This is a genomic window from Phosphitispora fastidiosa (assembly GCF_019008365.1).
Lineage (GTDB): Bacteria > Bacillota > Thermincolia > Thermincolales > UBA2595 > Phosphitispora > Phosphitispora fastidiosa.
Window position 1 is genome coordinate 71,748 of record NZ_JAHHUL010000001.1, and the last position, 15,833, is coordinate 87,580.

A 15,833-nucleotide genomic window follows, 5' to 3' on the forward strand; every position below is an offset into this window, starting at 1 on the left:
TATGAACAGGAACTGCAAAAAGAGTGGGCAGACCGGACTGGTCTTTTTTCCGGCTTTTGACTGGCGGATAACGCCGACCCACCCGGAACGCGAGGAAAGGCTTTTATATACCAGAGACCAGATATTCGAAGAAGGAATCATGGACCTGCCCCAGATTAGAGAGTACAAGCCACGCATGGCATCATGCAAAGACATTGCCAGGACACATATCTGTGTTCCCGGAGTCAGGGACCAGGTAACTGAAGCACATCTGATTTCTGCAGGGGGCGCTCTGGCCCTGGCTGATGCCCTGATGGCAGGAGAGATCAGGAACGGCTTCGCCATAATCAGACCCCCGGGACATCACGCCATGAGAGTTGTGCACGGTAACAGGGGGTTCTGTAATATAAATAATGAAGCAATAATGGTAGACTACCTGAGAAAACAATATGGCCTGAAAAGGATTGCCATAATCGATACAGATGTGCATCACGGTGACGGGACCCAGGACATCTTTTACCATGACCCTGAGGTGCTCTTCATTTCTTTTCATCAGGACGGGCGCACCCTTTTCCCGGGCACCGGCTTTACCAATGAGACAGGAGGGCCAACTGCTTTTGGCAGAACCCTGAATGTACCTATGCCTGTGGGCACAACTGATGAAGGTATCCATTACATCCTTGACAACCTGATTCTGCCTGTGTTGGACGAATTCAAGCCTGAGCTGGTAATCAACTCTGCGGGTCAGGATAACCACTTTACCGACCCCCTGGCAAATATGAAGGTTACCACCCAGGGCTATGCAAGACTTAATGAAAAACTCAGGCCTGATCTGGCAGTTCTGGAAGGAGGCTATGCCATTGAAACAGCGCTTCCTTATCTGAATACAGGAATTATCCTGGCAATGGCCGGTATGGATTACAGTAATGTTGTGGAACCCGAATACAGGCCTGGAATGCATAAGATGAGTGATGAAAAGATGTCCCTGATTATTGAACTGGTACATGAGGTCAGAGAGCTGTGGGACCGGAGGAACACTATTGATTTGGGAGCATTGAGAGCTAAAAACGATTTTTTCAGCAGACAAAAATCAATCTTCTATGATACTGACGGGATTAATGAACAACAGACCGAAAGGCTTAGGCTGTGCCCGGAATGTGGAGGATATCTCTCCATAGTTTCACAGGCATATCATTATCATGGTGCGCCGCAAAACATACTTGCACTTAGCATACCCTTTAATGGCTGTCATGAGTGCAGGGAGGAAGCATATTCAGAATACGAACATGGTATGGATAAAAAGGCTTATGACTACGTGTACTTCCAGGACCGGGTTTCTGATACATACAGGGTTTATTCCAGAGAAAAGGATCGGGAACGGGAAGAAATATAACAAATTCTAAGATAAACAGGCCAGGTGAATAGAATGGGCAGAATCGTCCTGCTGGAAGAACATGTTGCCAATAAAATAGCAGCCGGTGAGGTTGTCGAAAGACCTGCATCAATTGTAAAGGAACTGGTGGAAAATTCTATTGATGCCGGCAGTACCCGTATCGAAATCTCTATCACAGACGGCGGTTTGACTGAAATTACTGTCTTCGACAATGGCGGCGGCATGGACCCCGATGATGCTGTTCTTGCCTTTGCACGCCATGCCACCAGTAAAATCAGGAATGCTGCAGACTTGGAAAATATACTGACACTTGGTTTTAGGGGTGAAGCCCTGCCAAGTATTGCGGCAGTATCACGGCTGAGCCTGAAAACACGTGCTGCCGGCGCTGTTTCCGGTACCGGTCTGGTTATTGAGGGAGGAAATACGCTAAATAGTTTTGAAACTGGTTCCCCTCAGGGAACATTAATAAGTATAAGAGAACTTTTTTTTAATACTCCGGCCAGAAAGAAGCATATGAAAACACCAAATGTGGAGGCAGGACATGTCAGTGATGTTGTTAATAAATTTGCAATGGGTTATCCGGAGATTTCATTTCAACTGAAAAGTAATGGCCGTATTCTTCTGAAGACACCGGTAAACGGCAGTCTGCGGGATAGTATTGCGGCTGTTTACGGAGCGGAAACGGCTAGGGACATGCTGATTCTTGAGGCGGCAAACGATACCGCCCGGCTATGGGGATATATCGGTAAGCCTTCACTGTCAAGGGCTTCACGAAGTCACCAGACTGTTTACATAAATGGCAGGTTTGTTAAGAACCGGATAATCAGTGAAGCTGTTGAAAAAGCATATCACGGAATGCTGATGACGGGCAGGTATCCGGTTTTCGTAATTAAGATTGCGCTTAACCCTTCAGAGGTTGATGTCAATGTCCATCCTGCTAAAACAGAAGTAAGGCTTCTGGACAGCCTGGATTTGCCGGAGTTCATCACAGAAGCGGTATCCGGAGCGCTTTGCTCAAACAGGCTCATACCGCCTGCGGCTGTCCCGAAGAAAGTTTTTCCGGGAATCAAGCCGGTTAAACCGGTTCAGGAAGTCTGGGAGCCTAAATTCAACAGACCTGCACCGGAACCGGACAGTGTCTCTGAAATGCCGGAGGTCGATTATTGCTCAGCTTCTGAAGCAGCCACATCGGTGCCATACGTGGCGGCTGAAACGGAAACCGCCGCCAGAGACATGGTTGCTGACTCTGATCCGGGTTTCCCCTGGCTCAGGCCTATCGGCCAGATTAACAGCACATTTATTGCTGCTCAGGGGGTGGATGGGATGTATCTCATCGACCAGCATGCAGCCCATGAAAGGATACTCTACGAAAAATTCATGGACCGGCCGGAAGAGTTTATCGTGAGTGAACAGCTTCTTTTTCCGGTAACCCTGGAGTTAACACACCAGGAAGTCCAGGTGCTCAATGAAAATATACTAATACTGGCTGACCTGGGCTTTGTAGTGGAACATTTCGGCGGAGATTCATTTCTTATCAGGGCTATTCCTGCGGCAGTTGTAAAAAATGGCGCTAAAGAAATATTTTTAGATTTACTGGATTATTTTTCCCGCAACCGGTACACAATATCAGGTAAGGCCCTTAAAGAGAAAATGCTGATTATAATGGCCTGCAAGAGCGCCATTAAAGCAAATGACAGGCTGGGGATGCCGGAAATCGAGTCACTCCTGAACCAACTGGCAGATACCCGGAATCCGTACACCTGTCCACATGGCAGACCTACTTTGGTACATTTTTCCGGTTATGACCTGGAAAAAATGTTTAAAAGGGTTTTATAGCTATGCAGACAATTGTGACCACATCTCACAAGCCTGACCCGCGTTCCGTGGTCATAGGCGTGTGGGCAGCTGAAGTTTTAAAAACAGAATTTGTTGAGCGCAGCAGAATGTCACTCGAAGCCCTTAAAATTAAGCATAATGCAGAAAATATCATAGTGGTGGCAAATGGTGATATGAAGCTTTACAGTTCCCGGGGTGAATATTTTTTTCACCCGAGTATGAGTGTTCCCCGGATAAAAGCTATCAAACAGGGGAAAAGTGACCACATGATTGCTGCCATGGCTTTAAAACCCGGCGGCAGCGTGCTTGACTGCACCCTTGGTCTCGGCTCTGACGCTATTGTTGCCAGCTTCGCCGCCGGTCCGGAAGGCCTGGTTACCGGTATTGAGGCAGTCCCTGAATTAGCGCTGCTCGTAAAACACGGGATGGCAAATTACCAATCAGAATCACTAGCCCTAAAATCGGCTGTGGAAAGGATTCGGGTTGAATGTGCTTTTTATGAGCAGTACCTGACCGGGATTCCAGATCAGGCATATGATGTTGTCTATTTCGACCCCATGTTCAGACATCCCCGACTGAAGTCCAGTTCGATGGAACCGCTAAGGGGAATTGTAAAATATGACCCCTTATCCCCGGAAGCGGTCCAAGAAGCCCTGAGGGTTGCCCGGGAACGGGTAGTTATGAAAGAAAACAACTTCAGCCAGGAATTCGCCAGGCTGGGATTCCGCGCTGTTATTGGGGGCAGGTACAGTCCCGTTGCTTTTGGGATTATCGAAAAACAGGAGGCAGGATTATGAACGAGCTGCTGCCTTTAATAGTTATAGTGGGACCGACCGCGGTCGGCAAAACAGAAATTGGAGTAAAGGCTGCTCAAATGATAGATGGTGAGATTATCTCAGGTGATTCCATGCAGGTATACAGATTCATGGATATTGGTACTGCCAAACCTTCGGGAGAAGAGATGGGTGGCATTCCACATTACCTGATAGACTCCATTAAGCCGGATGAAGAATTTAATGTGGCTGTCTTCCAAAAACTTGTTGAAAAATATCTGGTTAGTATACATAATAAAGGAAAGCTACCCATTATTGTTGGGGGCACAGGACTTTATATCAGGTCTGTTATTGATTATTATGATTTCACTCCACCGGGTGAAAACCCGGCAAAGAGGAAGGAACTCAGGAAATTATCTGAGGAGCAGGGGACAGAGCCTCTGGTCAAGCTTCTGGAAAGCATTGATCCGGTTTCAGCCGGAAGAATTCATCACAATGATACACGACGCCTTATCAGAGCGCTGGAAGTCTATTATGCAACTGGCAGGCCAATTTCTGAATTTCAGTATCATTCAGAGAGGCTTCCGCCAAAGTACAATCTGGCATACTTTGGATTGACCATGGATAGGGAAAATTTATACCGGAGAATAGAAAAAAGAGTTGATGTTATGATTTCAAGGGGGCTGGTTGATGAGGTAAAAAAACTTTTGGAAATGGGATATGGGGCTCACCACACTTCAATGCAGGCGATTGGGTACAAAGAAATTATTTATTATTTGAACGGTATATGCAGTTTTGAAGAAGCGGTGGAATTAATCAAACGTAATACCCGCAGGTTTGCCAAAAGGCAGTTGACATGGTTCCGGCGAGATTCCAGAATCAAATGGAAAGATGTCGAAAGCTACAGCAATTTTGATGAAATTGCGAGCGAAATAGTATCTGAATCAGAAGGACAATTTGGTAAAACGTAGAATAGAAAAGAAAAACTGAAATTTGGAGGGACCAGAATGACAAAGACGCAGATAAATTTACAGGATTCATTTTTGAACCAGGTTAGGAAGGAGAATATTCCCGTTACTATATATCTGGTTAACGGTTTTCAATTAAAGGGAATTGTCCGGGGATTTGATAATTTTACTGTTATCCTTGAGTATGATGGAAAACAGCAAATGGTATACAAACATGCCATTTCCACAATAACTCCTTTTAAGGCCATTTCCACAAACATGAGTGACCAAATGAAGTCATGAAATTACAATAAGATTCTATACTGTTACTTTTAATATAAGGGTAATATAAAAGAGGATGTCCTTTGAGGCATCCTCTTTTTCTAGTCAATTTATTTGGCTACTTTACCCTTAAGAGCTTTACCTGCCTTAAAAACCGGCACCTTGGCAGCAGGTATATTGATAACTTTTCCCGTTTGGGGGTTACGGCCTTTTCTGGCTTTACGCTCTTTCACCTCAAATGTGCCGAAACCGATAAACTGAGCTTTTTCTCCCTTGGCAAGAGCATCCTGAATACTGTCAAAAACCGCATTAACAGCCTTCTCAACATCTTTTTTCTTGAGAGTTACCTTCTCTGCAACTTGAGCAACCAGGTCAGTTTTGGTCAACAAGAAAACCTCCTTTGATATTTTGGGTTATCAGGCGCAAAAAATATATGTTGTTAAAGAATTGAACCCTCCCTTCGAGTGTTTTAAGCCAGCCGGCATATTTCGGAACGAAATTTGCAGCCGTGTGAATTCCCGCCAAAAAATAACCTGCCAACATTGCCAGCAGGTAAAAATGCATTGTTCGCGGCAACTGGCTGTCCCATTATTTAGGACCCTGTAGTTTTGCGTCCTTTTCTTACGAAAAGTTTGCCTTTATCAGCGCTAATTTACTAATTCAGATAATAATTATTCTACATAACTTCTGAAATTCCTGCAATTATATCCAAATTATAACAAGGTTTTTATTTTCCTGTCACAGATGTTGTAATTGTGCGTATAATAGTAGAGTAAAATACTTTGCACTAAGGGGGAAGGCTTTTGGAAATAAGAATTGTCCGCCCCAGGAGCAAGGCCGCAAAAAGCAATGCCGCAAAAAGCAATGCCGCGGAGCATGTCGAAAAACACATTGATACCGGGTCCAAGGAATTGCCGTTTGCGCCGGCAGGCAGAGAACAGATAAAAAATATAACCAATGAGCTTAATGATATGATAGGCTTACATTCAGTAAAAAAACTGGTATATGAAATAAGCGCCTTTATTGAAATTCAAAAGAGAAGGCAGCAGGAAAAACTGGTTTCGGAACCCCTGGTCCTGCACATGATCTTCAGAGGCAATCCAGGGACAGGGAAGACCACTGTGGCTCGCATTCTCGGAAAACTTTTCCGGGAAATGAATGTATTGTCAAAAGGGCATCTGATTGAAATTGAACGTGCCGACCTTGTTGGTGAGTATATTGGACATACAGCCCAGAAGACCAGAGAACAATTAAAGAAATCTTCAGGGGGCATACTTTTTATTGATGAGGCCTATTCCCTGGCAAGAGGAGGAGAAAAAGACTTTGGGAAAGAGGCTATTGATACCTTGGTGAAGGCCATGGAGGACCAAAAAGACAACCTGATTCTGATACTTGCCGGTTATAACCAGGAAATGAATGAATTTATTAAAACAAACCCCGGATTAAAGTCCAGATTTCCGATACACATCGATTTTCCTGACTATACCATCAAAGAACTGCTGCAAATTGCCGACGTGATGCTTGAGAAGCGGCAGTATAAACTAACCCCCTCCGCCCGGGATGCTCTGAAACGAATTATTGAACTAAGCACCGGAAAAGGATATGAGCATTCAGGAAATGCCAGGCTGGTCAGAAACTTGATTGAGAAGGCCATGAGACGACAGGCGGTCCGACTGATAAACAGAGAGGAAATTACCGTTGCCGACCTGATGTTGATTACTGATGACGATATAGAGGAAGCAAAGGAAGTACTTAGAGTTTGTAATCACGTAAAGAAGGAGAATTTTATATTATAACGAATAACAGATAACGTTCTGGTTGTTAGGTGATTCTAATTTGTAATAACAAAGGAGTTCTAAAATGCCCGAAAATGTTAGCGGTAATATCGCCGGCTTGAAAAATAGCCAGTTGCAGCGGTTGGAAGAACTATATACGATGACTACCGAAGATTCCGAATTTGTTACCGGGGATATTTTATCTCTGGTTATTTCTGTTTCTGCAGAAACTAACAGGGAAATCTCGGTTTATATTAATAGAAAAGGCAAAGTTGTTGATGTTTCGGTCGGCGACAAATCAACTGTGACCCTTGGAGAAGTAAAATGCAGGCGCAGTCAAAGACGGTTCAGCGGAGTAAGGTGTGTACATACCCATCCGGGAGGCAGCGCAATGCCCAGTGATGTTGACCTGTCAGCTTTAGATGCCCTTAATCTTGATGCTATTGCTTCAGTGGGGTTCGGCAGTGACCAGGAAACTGAGATATATGTGGGGATGAGGAACCATGCCGAACCTTATCCTGGTGACAGTTCCGGGAATTATATTCTTTACGGACCATATAGTATTTCAGCAATCTCCGACAGCAGTCTGATGGAGATTATACGGATGACGGAAAAAAAGATATCAGGAAAGGCTTCCGCAATGCCGCCAGATACCGCAGAACACCCGGAAAGGGCGATTCTTGCTGCGGTAAAAAGACGGGCGGACTCGGATGAACAGGCTGCCGAATCTCTGGCAGAACTGGCGCTGCTCGCTGATACCGCCGGAGTCAAAGTGTTGTATCAAGCCATCCAGCCCAGAATGCGCCCAGACCCGGCAACCTATATCGGCAAGGGCAAGGCCCGTGAGCTTGGCCTCCAGGCACAGGTCCTGAAGGCAGATCTACTGATTTTTGATGATGAGCTGAGTCCGGCCCAACAGAGAAACATGGAGGAGATAACCGGTATAAAAACTGTTGACAGGACAACCCTCATTCTTGATATTTTTGCCCGGCGGGCCCGAACAATGGAAGGAAAGCTGCAGGTAGAGCTGGCCCAGTTGAATTATCTTTTGCCCAGGCTCACAGGTAAAGGGCTGGTTCTATCCAGGCTGGGAGGCGGAATCGGCACAAGGGGACCGGGTGAAACCAAACTGGAAGTTGACCGCAGAAGAATTCGGAAAAGAATAACCGATTTAAAAAAGGAACTGGAAGCAGTCCGGAAAAACAGGGAACTGCACAGGGCCAGAAGAAAACGTATTTCCATACCCGTGGTATCTATTTGCGGATACACCAACTCAGGCAAATCCACGCTGCTTAACAGACTGACAGGCGCCGGGATCCTGGCTGAGGACAAGCTTTTTGCCACCCTTGACCCTACTACCAGGCAGTTGAAACTGCCGGATAACAGGCCGGCGCTGATATCTGATACCGTGGGATTCATTAACAAGATACCCCATCACCTGATTGCGGCTTTTAGAGCAACTCTTGAGGAAGTAATTGAGTCCGATGTTCTGCTGCACATCGTTGATATCAGCCATCAGGCCATGGACTCTCAAATGGACTCGGTTAACAGGCTGCTGGCAGACCTTGGAGTTTATGACAGCCCAATAATTACTGTTTTTAACAAGATTGACAAACTTGATCAGGCAGATAGAGAACGAGCAGCCGACTTATGGCGTAACAGGTTTCCCGGCAGTGTTTTTATTTCGGCCAAAACAGGGCAGGGAATAGACAAACTGCTGGAAATGATTTCTTTAAACCTTCCCGGAAGGATGACCCGGGTTACCTGCAGAATTCCCTACTCCAATGCTTCTTTGGTCTCCTTGTTTCATGACCGGGCCAGAGTGCTTCAGGAGAATTATCTTGACCACTATATTGAAATCATGATAGATGCCGATGAAGAGACTAAGGCGCTGGCTGAAGAGTTCCGGGTAACGGACAGTTTAGACGGAGGTAACACCAATGCAAAAACCTGATATAAATAGCCTCGATTTGGAAAAAATCATTGGCGAGGTTGAAGAACTGATCACCCCGGTATACAGAGGACTTGATCAAATTTCTTTGCATAACCACAGCAAAGTGCTCAAGGCATTTCATAAGGCCAGGGTTAGCGAGTTTCACCTAAAGGGTTCTACAGGGTATGGTTACGGAGATGCCGGCAGGGATGCTGTCGAAAGTGTTTTTGCATCTGTTTTCGGTTCGGAAGCTGCTCTGGTAAGAGGTCAGATAGTATCGGGGACTCATGCTATAACACTTTGTCTGTTTGGCATCTTAAGACCGGGTGATGAAGTCCTATCTGTGTCAGGAGCCCCCTATGACACTCTCCAGGAGGTGCTGGGAATCAGAGGAAATGCTCCCGGCAACCTTGCCCAATGGGGGATTAAATACCGGGAAGTTGACTTCCTTCCTGATGGTGGACTGGACAGGGAAGGGATAATTTCGGCAATTAATAAGAACACCAGGATGGTGATTATACAGCGTTCGCGAGGATATGAATGGCGCCCTGCCCTAAGCATATCCCAAATTAGTGAGGTCTGTGAAACGGTGAGGAGCGTGAGCGGCAACACCATAATTTTTGTTGATAATTGTTATGGTGAGTTTGTGGAAGAAACTGAACCAATTGAGGCCGGTGCAGACCTGGCTGCAGGTTCCTTAATCAAAAACATGGGTGGTGGTATCGCTGCTACAGGTGGGTATATAGTGGGGAAGGCAGAATTGGTTGAAATGGCGGCACACCGCCTGACTGCCCCCGGAATTGGCGGGGAAGTGGGCGCCACCCTGGACTATAACCGGATGTTTCTCCAAGGGATATTTTCGGCTCCTCATATAGTTTGCGAGGCTATCAAGGGGGCTGTGTTTGCCTCAGCTCTATTCGAAAAAATGGGCTATTTGGTATCTCCAAAATATAACGAATCACGGTCAGATATTGTTCAGGGCCTCTGTTTGGAAAACGAGGAACAAATGGTAGCATTTTGCCGCGGTTTGCAGAAGGGCTCTCCGCTGGACGGATATGTTGTTCCGGAACCTGTCCTTATGCCGGGTTACACAGATAAGGTGGTCATGGCAGGAGGTACTTTTATAGCGGGGTCAACTATTGAACTCAGCGCCGACGGTCCCATCAGGGAACCCTACGCGATTTATATGCAGGGGGGCATTTCCAGGGACTACGTTAAGCTCGGCTTGATTTCTGCTGCCAGAGAGTGTATCGCTGAAAAAACTAAATTGTGTCGTTAGTAACTAAATTATGTCGTTAGTATAGAAGGAATTAGTATCTTAAAGTAGAATATAAAATTTATGAATTGTTGTCGATAAAGGGGGGTGGGTAGTGCAAAAAGTGCAGAACACAAAAAACGCTAAGGTTCTCGTTGTTGATGATGACAGATTTATGCTCAGGGTTATTGAGGACTGTCTTCATAAAGAAGGTTTTTCTGTTGACAGCGCTACAGACTTTAATTCCGCAATGGATAAAATTTATCAGTCTACTCCCGATATAATTCTGCTTGATGTTGTACTGCCCAAACTCAATGGCTATGAAATTTGCAGACTGCTCAGGAACGATACCAGAACCAGCCACGTTCCTATTATTATGCTTACTTCCAAGGTTCAGGTAGAAGATAAAGTGGCCGGTCTTGAGGCCGGGGCAGATGACTATATTACCAAACCCTTTGATACTCTTGAACTGGTGGCTAGAGTTAGGACTCACCTACGCAGGGCAAAACAGGAAAAATCCTTTAACCCGCTGACAGGCCTTCCTGGGAATATTCTCATTGAAGAAGAAATTAAACAGAGGCTGGCAGACGGGTCGGTTTTTGCAGTACTCTATCTTGATTTGGATAATTTCAAGGCATATAATGATGTTTACGGTTTTCTTAAAGGTGATGAAGTTATTAAGTTTGTAGCACATCTTCTAAACAAAAATGTCAAGGAACATGGCAATTTGGGAGATTTTGTGGGCCACATCGGTGGTGATGACTTTATTTCAATAACTTCAATAGATAGAGTTGATATAATCTGCAAATCAATTATCAGTCAGTTTGACAGTACAATATCACTGTTCTATTCTTCAGAGGACCGAAGAAGAGGTTACATTATCACCAGAGACAGGACAAATCAGGAAACAGAGTTTCCTTTAATGACCATTTCCATAGCAATCGTATCTAATGAAAACAGGTTTATTGACAGTCATTGGCAGGTGGCAGAAATTGCTGCAGAGATGAAAAAATACGCAAAATCCAAACTCGGCAGTGTGTATGTTAAGGATAGAAGAAACAGATAATAACCTCAGGGGTGGAATGACTTGTTAAATGCAGCCTTTTGGATAGCTTTACTGGTTATGGTCTTAGGTACTGCAGGCACCTTGCTGCCGGTAGTCCCAGGTACTCCTTTAATATTTCTTTCTGCGCTTGGTTACGCGTATTACGAGGGTTTTAATCAAATAACTCCTCTGATTCTGGGTATTCTTTTTAGTTTAATGGTTATAACCCTTTTAATTGATTATTTCGCCGGAGTTCTGGGGGCCAAAAAGTATGGTGCAACAAAATATGGTACTTGGGGCTCGTTTATCGGTGGGATTTTGGGGGTTATTATTTTTAGTATTCCTGGTCTTTTGCTTGGTCCGTTTGTGGGGGCTGTAACTGGAGAGCTGCTGGGCGGTCGTCAGGCGGAGGAAGCTGTAAAAGTGGGCCTTGGCAGTTTTGTTGGCCTGGCAGGTGGAGCATTATTCAAAGTAATATTTGCAGTTGCAATGATTATGATTTTTATTTCCGGTGTTTTTTAATCTTCTCCGGTAACTTTCAACACAGACCATTAAACCTTTAAATAGGTTTATTAACGGAAAACTGCATGAACTGTCAGGAGTTTTATTTTATAATTAATTATAAGAAGATTTGAACTTAAATGTATATTTTGACACTTTTATCACTAACTGGTGCAAGAGTCCGTTAGGGGGGAGAACTATGAACACTGGTAACCCACTGGTGCTTCTGCTAATATGCAACAACTGTAAAGGCATGTCGGAAAGACTGCTGCCCGAAATGCAGTTGCGTTTTTCTGAAAACGTCAGGTTGATGGCTGTTTCCTGCCCATCCGAATTAGATCCTTTTGTTTTCATTAAATTGCTTCGGAAAAGCTGTGACGGATTAGTTGTAGCCTGTCCGAAGGATGCCTGCTGCTGTCCTGGAAATAAAGCCATAATGAAGCGGCGTCAAATTCTAAAAGATATTCTTCCCATATTTGGTTTACACAAAGAACAACTAAAGATTGCCAGTGTTTCACCATACGGTGGGGAACAACTTATTCAAATAGTTGAACATATGATTGAATTTCTGAAAACAGAGTACCAAAACGGTGCTGAATGCAATTTCGTGGGAACTGAAGGAGCACATCCCAGTATATTACGATGGGTTAACTAGTTTTCCGGTCGAATCTGGCATACTTTAATTTAACAGTGACATAATTAAACAGTGACATCATTTTGATAACACCAAACCCAGGCTTGGGAAAAGCCTGGGTTTATTAATTATACTAAGCAAAATTATATTCAACTTGAAAACATTTCAATTAAATCATTGAATGCGTCTGAACACCCCGGTTACCTTACCCAGTATTTTGACATCTGTTGCATAAATGGGATCCATATACGGATTTTCAGGCTGTAACCTGATATAGTCTTTTTCTTTATAGAATGTTTTTACAGTTGCTTCATCTTCTAAAAGAGCAACAACTATTTCACCGTTTCGGGCAACAGATTGCTGCCTGACCACAACGTAATCCCCGTCAAGAATCCCGGCATTTATCATGCTTTCCCCGCGCACAGATAAGATAAATACATTATCATTGTTAACAAATTCTATAGGAAGCGGGAAGGTATCTTCGATGTTTTCAACTGCCAAAATGGGTTCCCCTGCAGTTACCCTGCCGACAATGGGAACATTTACAATCTCTTTGCGGACAAAGTTACCCTCTCCCTCAATAACTTCTATAGCCCTTGGCTTTGTGGGATCACGCCTGATATAACCTTTTTTCTCAAGTTGGGCTAAATGACCATGGACTGTTGAACTGGAGCTGAGCCCAACAGCTACGCCAATTTCCCTTACCGAAGGGGGATACCCTCTCTTTTGCAGTTCTTTTTTTATAAAATTAAGAATTGATATCTGGCGTTCACTTATATCTGAATACACTAGAGTCACCCCTTAATCTGTTATTTGCCGATTGCTGACCACCGGTAAGGCTCAATTTAATTATAACATTATTTACATATTTGCGCAAACGTCTGTTCGTTTTTTTTAGAAGTTTTCCTATGTTTTATGCGAAAAACGATTGACACAGAACACCTGTTCGTGCTATATTGTTATCAAACAAGTGTTCGGGAGGTTGTGCTGATGAATACCTTTAATACAAAGAACAGAGTCTGCAAAGATAAAAGGAGGAAAATTAAGTTCAATCCCTTTAAGTTTACCAAGATGCTTTGTCTTACGTTAGTGCTGTTGGCTGCGATGTCTTTGTTCTTTAGGTCTACTGCCAGCGGCTATACCGGCGCAGAATATCGGGAGGTCGTAGTGCACAATGGAGACACTTTATGGGAAATATCAAAACAATATTGTGTGAACGAAAACATCCAAAAGGTAGTCTATGAAATTAAAAGAATTAATAATATGAAACATTCAGACATTTATCCCGGGCAAAAAATAAAAATTCCATTAAACTTTTAGAATTTTTTACCTCTGGCCGAAGGATAATTTCATGATTTGTCAAATAATATACAATATTACGAAAATAATCCTAAGGGGCTGGGGGAAGTGAATAAAATAAAGCTGGTCATTGTTGGTGCAGACAGTGAAGGAACCTCTCTTTATTATTGCTTTCGCGATAATCCCAAGGTTGAGATTACCGGCATTGTGGACTTAGAGCTTGATTCCAATGTATTTTCAAGAGAAATAGAAAATGAAGTTGCCATTTTAAAATCTATTGAACAATTATCTGATTACCAGGAAATAAATCTAATCGTCAACACTGTGCGAAATCCTTCAATATCTGAAAAGATCAATGAAATTAAAAATAGCAATACACTAGTGATAGAGTCATCAAGTCTTGAACTTTTGGTTAATCTTGCTGACTGCAAAGAAAAGGCTGAGGCAGAATTATTTTCACTGCTCAACTCCGCACAAGATGCCATTATAATTGTAGACCGCCATGGCTTCGTTAAATTTATAAACAAAACGTTCGAAAAATACTTAGGATTACGTGCTAAAGAATTTCTAAATCATAATATCTTTGAAAAATACCCGGGAAGTCCGTTTGACCACTGTGCTAAGTGCGGGCAGCAGATTGTGGGCCAAAGATATTCATTTGGTGATGACACTAAGGAATTCAGTTATACCGTTACTCCTATAAATGTCAGAGAATCTCTGACTGGTGTTATTGGAGTGTTCCGGCTGAGTCCGGATATTTTCCGTCTAATGGAGGAACTACAGCGCTCAACCTCAATCATAGAGGGTCTCTATGACAGACTGGGACAAATTAACGGTCTAGATGAACTAAATATATCAGATGTAATGGCAATCGATAAAATGGAGAGAATAATGTTGAGACATGCCCTAACCAGATTTGGATATTCTGTTGAAGGAAAGAAAAAGGCTGCCAAGGCGCTCAATATATCCTTGGCAACTCTCTATAATAAATTAAAGAAATATCAGATCAGTTAAGCTAGGGTTAGCCATCGCAAATATTATTGGCTTATGTGTGCCATCAAGTTAATAAATTCACTATACATTATCTTTGTTTGTTAAAAGAGACATCTCTTTCTGCGCCGGATTAAGCCAATCAGCGATGCCGGTGCATATATTATTGCTACAGGGAGAACGGATTACCCGAACCAAATTATTAATTTACTTGCTTTCCCCGGTATACAAAAGTAGCTCCTGCAGTAGCAAGAGAAGTGGCCAGAACTGCCATTGAAGAGGGGATAGCGTTTATTAATACGGCTCCCGACTATTAATGGGAGTAATCATCCTTTGAATTGCTATATTCTTCACAAGATAACCATTTAACTTACCAGTTAACCGTTAAATAACGAGTTTTTCCTATTGGGCAAAATAATAATGCCTGGTTTGGCGTACTATATTAAAATGTTGTTAGAAAAACTTTATATTATCACGAGCCGAAAGTGGGTCGAGACTTATGCAACATTTGTCAGAATCCAACGTCCTACCGAATCCAGACTCATTCGCACTAACTGGTCATGAACTGAAAGCAGTCCAAGCGGCGCGTATGTCAACGTTTTTGTTGGCGTTGCTAACCACGATAGCAACATTAATTTTACATTAGATTATTTTCATTAGATCAAAGGAATGGTAATAAGTTTGCAGTCTTATGCAATCTTATTAAGCTTGCTCTCCCCCCTGTTTTATGTTATGTAAACTAGCATTTTATGGGTAGTTCCTTTGACTCAGTGAGCAAAAGGATGTGGGGAACATGAAAAAATGTATGCTTGAAGAAAATAAAATCTGTGATAACTGCCTGGAATGCCATACGTGTGATTTAGATCCAAATAAGATTTGTGACAATTGTGCAAAATGTATTGATTTCGGAGCAATATTACGTGAAATTGATGATGTGATAATTGCTGAGGATCTCAAAAGAAAATTAAGAATAATTGATACAAAAGTTTTCAAGCAAAGATGAAGGTTCTGTTTGTAACCTTCATTTTTTGTATTTTACTAACAACACAGGTAAAATTATTGGCCCGGAAATATACCAGGGGATACAAAGATACCAGGGCATCTTTTTAAGCGGCTTACAGGGCAATCTGAGGCTTCGTTTTCCGGAGGATAAGAGTGGTATTTTTGTACTGGAGAACAATGATGTAAGAA

Annotated in this window: 16 protein-coding genes and 1 riboswitch; of the genes, 14 read left to right on the forward strand and 2 right to left on the reverse strand. The window is 43.2% G+C overall.

Annotated features, from left to right (window positions below):
• Position 1: 1 nt before the first annotated feature.
• From Ga0451573_RS00385 to hfq, 5 genes are read left to right on the forward strand one after another with little or no spacing between them, the layout of a single operon-like run.
• On the forward strand, positions 2 to 1,372 hold the full coding sequence (locus tag Ga0451573_RS00385; RefSeq protein ID WP_231681888.1) for a histone deacetylase family protein: 1,371 nt from the start codon (positions 2 to 4) through the stop codon (positions 1,370 to 1,372).
• A 33-nt stretch (positions 1,373 to 1,405) separates the two neighbouring features.
• Positions 1,406 to 3,208, forward strand: a complete 1,803-nt coding sequence (gene mutL / locus Ga0451573_RS00390; protein WP_231681889.1) for a DNA mismatch repair endonuclease MutL — start codon at positions 1,406 to 1,408, stop codon at positions 3,206 to 3,208.
• A 2-nt stretch (positions 3,209 to 3,210) separates the two neighbouring features.
• Positions 3,211 to 4,005, forward strand: a complete 795-nt coding sequence (locus tag Ga0451573_RS00395; RefSeq protein ID WP_231681890.1) for a class I SAM-dependent methyltransferase — start codon at positions 3,211 to 3,213, stop codon at positions 4,003 to 4,005.
• Entirely contained in the window at positions 4,002 to 4,952 is a 951-nt protein-coding gene (gene miaA / locus Ga0451573_RS00400; protein WP_231681891.1) for a tRNA (adenosine(37)-N6)-dimethylallyltransferase MiaA, read from the forward strand. The genes Ga0451573_RS00395 and miaA overlap by 4 nt, the downstream gene beginning before the upstream one ends.
• A gap of 36 nt (positions 4,953 to 4,988) precedes the next feature.
• The gene (gene hfq / locus Ga0451573_RS00405; RefSeq protein WP_231681892.1) at positions 4,989 to 5,231 is read left to right on the forward strand and encodes an RNA chaperone Hfq; all 243 of its coding nucleotides are present in this window, start codon (positions 4,989 to 4,991) and stop codon (positions 5,229 to 5,231) included.
• Between the two features lie 89 nt (positions 5,232 to 5,320).
• Here hfq and Ga0451573_RS00410 read toward each other — a convergent pair whose 3' ends face one another.
• On the reverse strand, positions 5,321 to 5,596 hold the full coding sequence (locus Ga0451573_RS00410) for an HU family DNA-binding protein (RefSeq protein WP_231681893.1): 276 nt from the start codon (positions 5,594 to 5,596) through the stop codon (positions 5,321 to 5,323).
• Between the two features lie 182 nt (positions 5,597 to 5,778).
• Positions 5,779 to 5,857: riboswitch (cyclic di-GMP riboswitch) on the reverse strand.
• A 156-nt stretch (positions 5,858 to 6,013) separates the two neighbouring features.
• Between Ga0451573_RS00410 and Ga0451573_RS00415 the strand changes: the two genes are divergently transcribed.
• The 6 genes from Ga0451573_RS00415 to Ga0451573_RS00445 all read left to right on the forward strand — a co-directional run bounded on the left by Ga0451573_RS00415 (position 6,014) and on the right by Ga0451573_RS00445 (position 12,374).
• Positions 6,014 to 7,006: an AAA family ATPase gene (locus Ga0451573_RS00415; RefSeq protein WP_269438022.1), complete on the forward strand. Its 993-nt coding sequence runs from the start codon at positions 6,014 to 6,016 to the stop codon at positions 7,004 to 7,006.
• A gap of 64 nt (positions 7,007 to 7,070) precedes the next feature.
• Positions 7,071 to 8,939, forward strand: a complete 1,869-nt coding sequence (gene hflX / locus Ga0451573_RS00420) for a GTPase HflX (RefSeq protein WP_231681894.1) — start codon at positions 7,071 to 7,073, stop codon at positions 8,937 to 8,939.
• Positions 8,926 to 10,197, forward strand: coding sequence for a methionine gamma-lyase family protein (locus Ga0451573_RS00425; protein WP_231681895.1), 1,272 nt, complete (start codon positions 8,926 to 8,928; stop codon positions 10,195 to 10,197). The genes hflX and Ga0451573_RS00425 overlap by 14 nt, the downstream gene beginning before the upstream one ends.
• A gap of 91 nt (positions 10,198 to 10,288) precedes the next feature.
• Entirely contained in the window at positions 10,289 to 11,239 is a 951-nt protein-coding gene (locus Ga0451573_RS19960; protein ID WP_331459359.1) for a response regulator, read from the forward strand.
• A gap of 21 nt (positions 11,240 to 11,260) precedes the next feature.
• Positions 11,261 to 11,740, forward strand: coding sequence for a DUF456 domain-containing protein (locus tag Ga0451573_RS00440; RefSeq protein WP_231681896.1), 480 nt, complete (start codon positions 11,261 to 11,263; stop codon positions 11,738 to 11,740).
• Positions 11,741 to 11,918: 178 nt separating this feature from the next.
• A complete protein-coding gene (locus Ga0451573_RS00445) occupies positions 11,919 to 12,374 on the forward strand; it encodes a hydrogenase iron-sulfur subunit (RefSeq protein WP_231681897.1) in 456 nt (151 codons plus the stop codon).
• Positions 12,375 to 12,527: 153 nt separating this feature from the next.
• On the opposite strand, the gene lexA is transcribed toward Ga0451573_RS00445, so the two are convergent.
• Positions 12,528 to 13,142, reverse strand: coding sequence for a transcriptional repressor LexA (lexA, locus tag Ga0451573_RS00450; RefSeq protein WP_231681898.1), 615 nt, complete (start codon positions 13,140 to 13,142; stop codon positions 12,528 to 12,530).
• Positions 13,143 to 13,343: 201 nt separating this feature from the next.
• Here lexA and yneA point away from each other — a divergent pair, with 201 nt between their 5' ends.
• From yneA to Ga0451573_RS00470, 3 genes are all read left to right on the forward strand, one after another.
• Positions 13,344 to 13,673 carry a cell division suppressor protein YneA gene (gene yneA, locus Ga0451573_RS00455; protein ID WP_231681899.1) on the forward strand — a complete coding sequence of 110 codons (330 nt, stop codon included), beginning with the start codon at positions 13,344 to 13,346 and terminating at the stop codon, positions 13,671 to 13,673.
• Positions 13,674 to 13,760: 87 nt separating this feature from the next.
• Positions 13,761 to 14,666: a helix-turn-helix domain-containing protein gene (locus Ga0451573_RS00460; RefSeq protein ID WP_231681900.1), complete on the forward strand. Its 906-nt coding sequence runs from the start codon at positions 13,761 to 13,763 to the stop codon at positions 14,664 to 14,666.
• Positions 14,667 to 15,435: 769 nt separating this feature from the next.
• Positions 15,436 to 15,645: a hypothetical protein gene (locus Ga0451573_RS00470; RefSeq protein ID WP_231681901.1), complete on the forward strand. Its 210-nt coding sequence runs from the start codon at positions 15,436 to 15,438 to the stop codon at positions 15,643 to 15,645.
• The last annotated feature ends 188 nt before the right edge of the window (positions 15,646 to 15,833 follow it).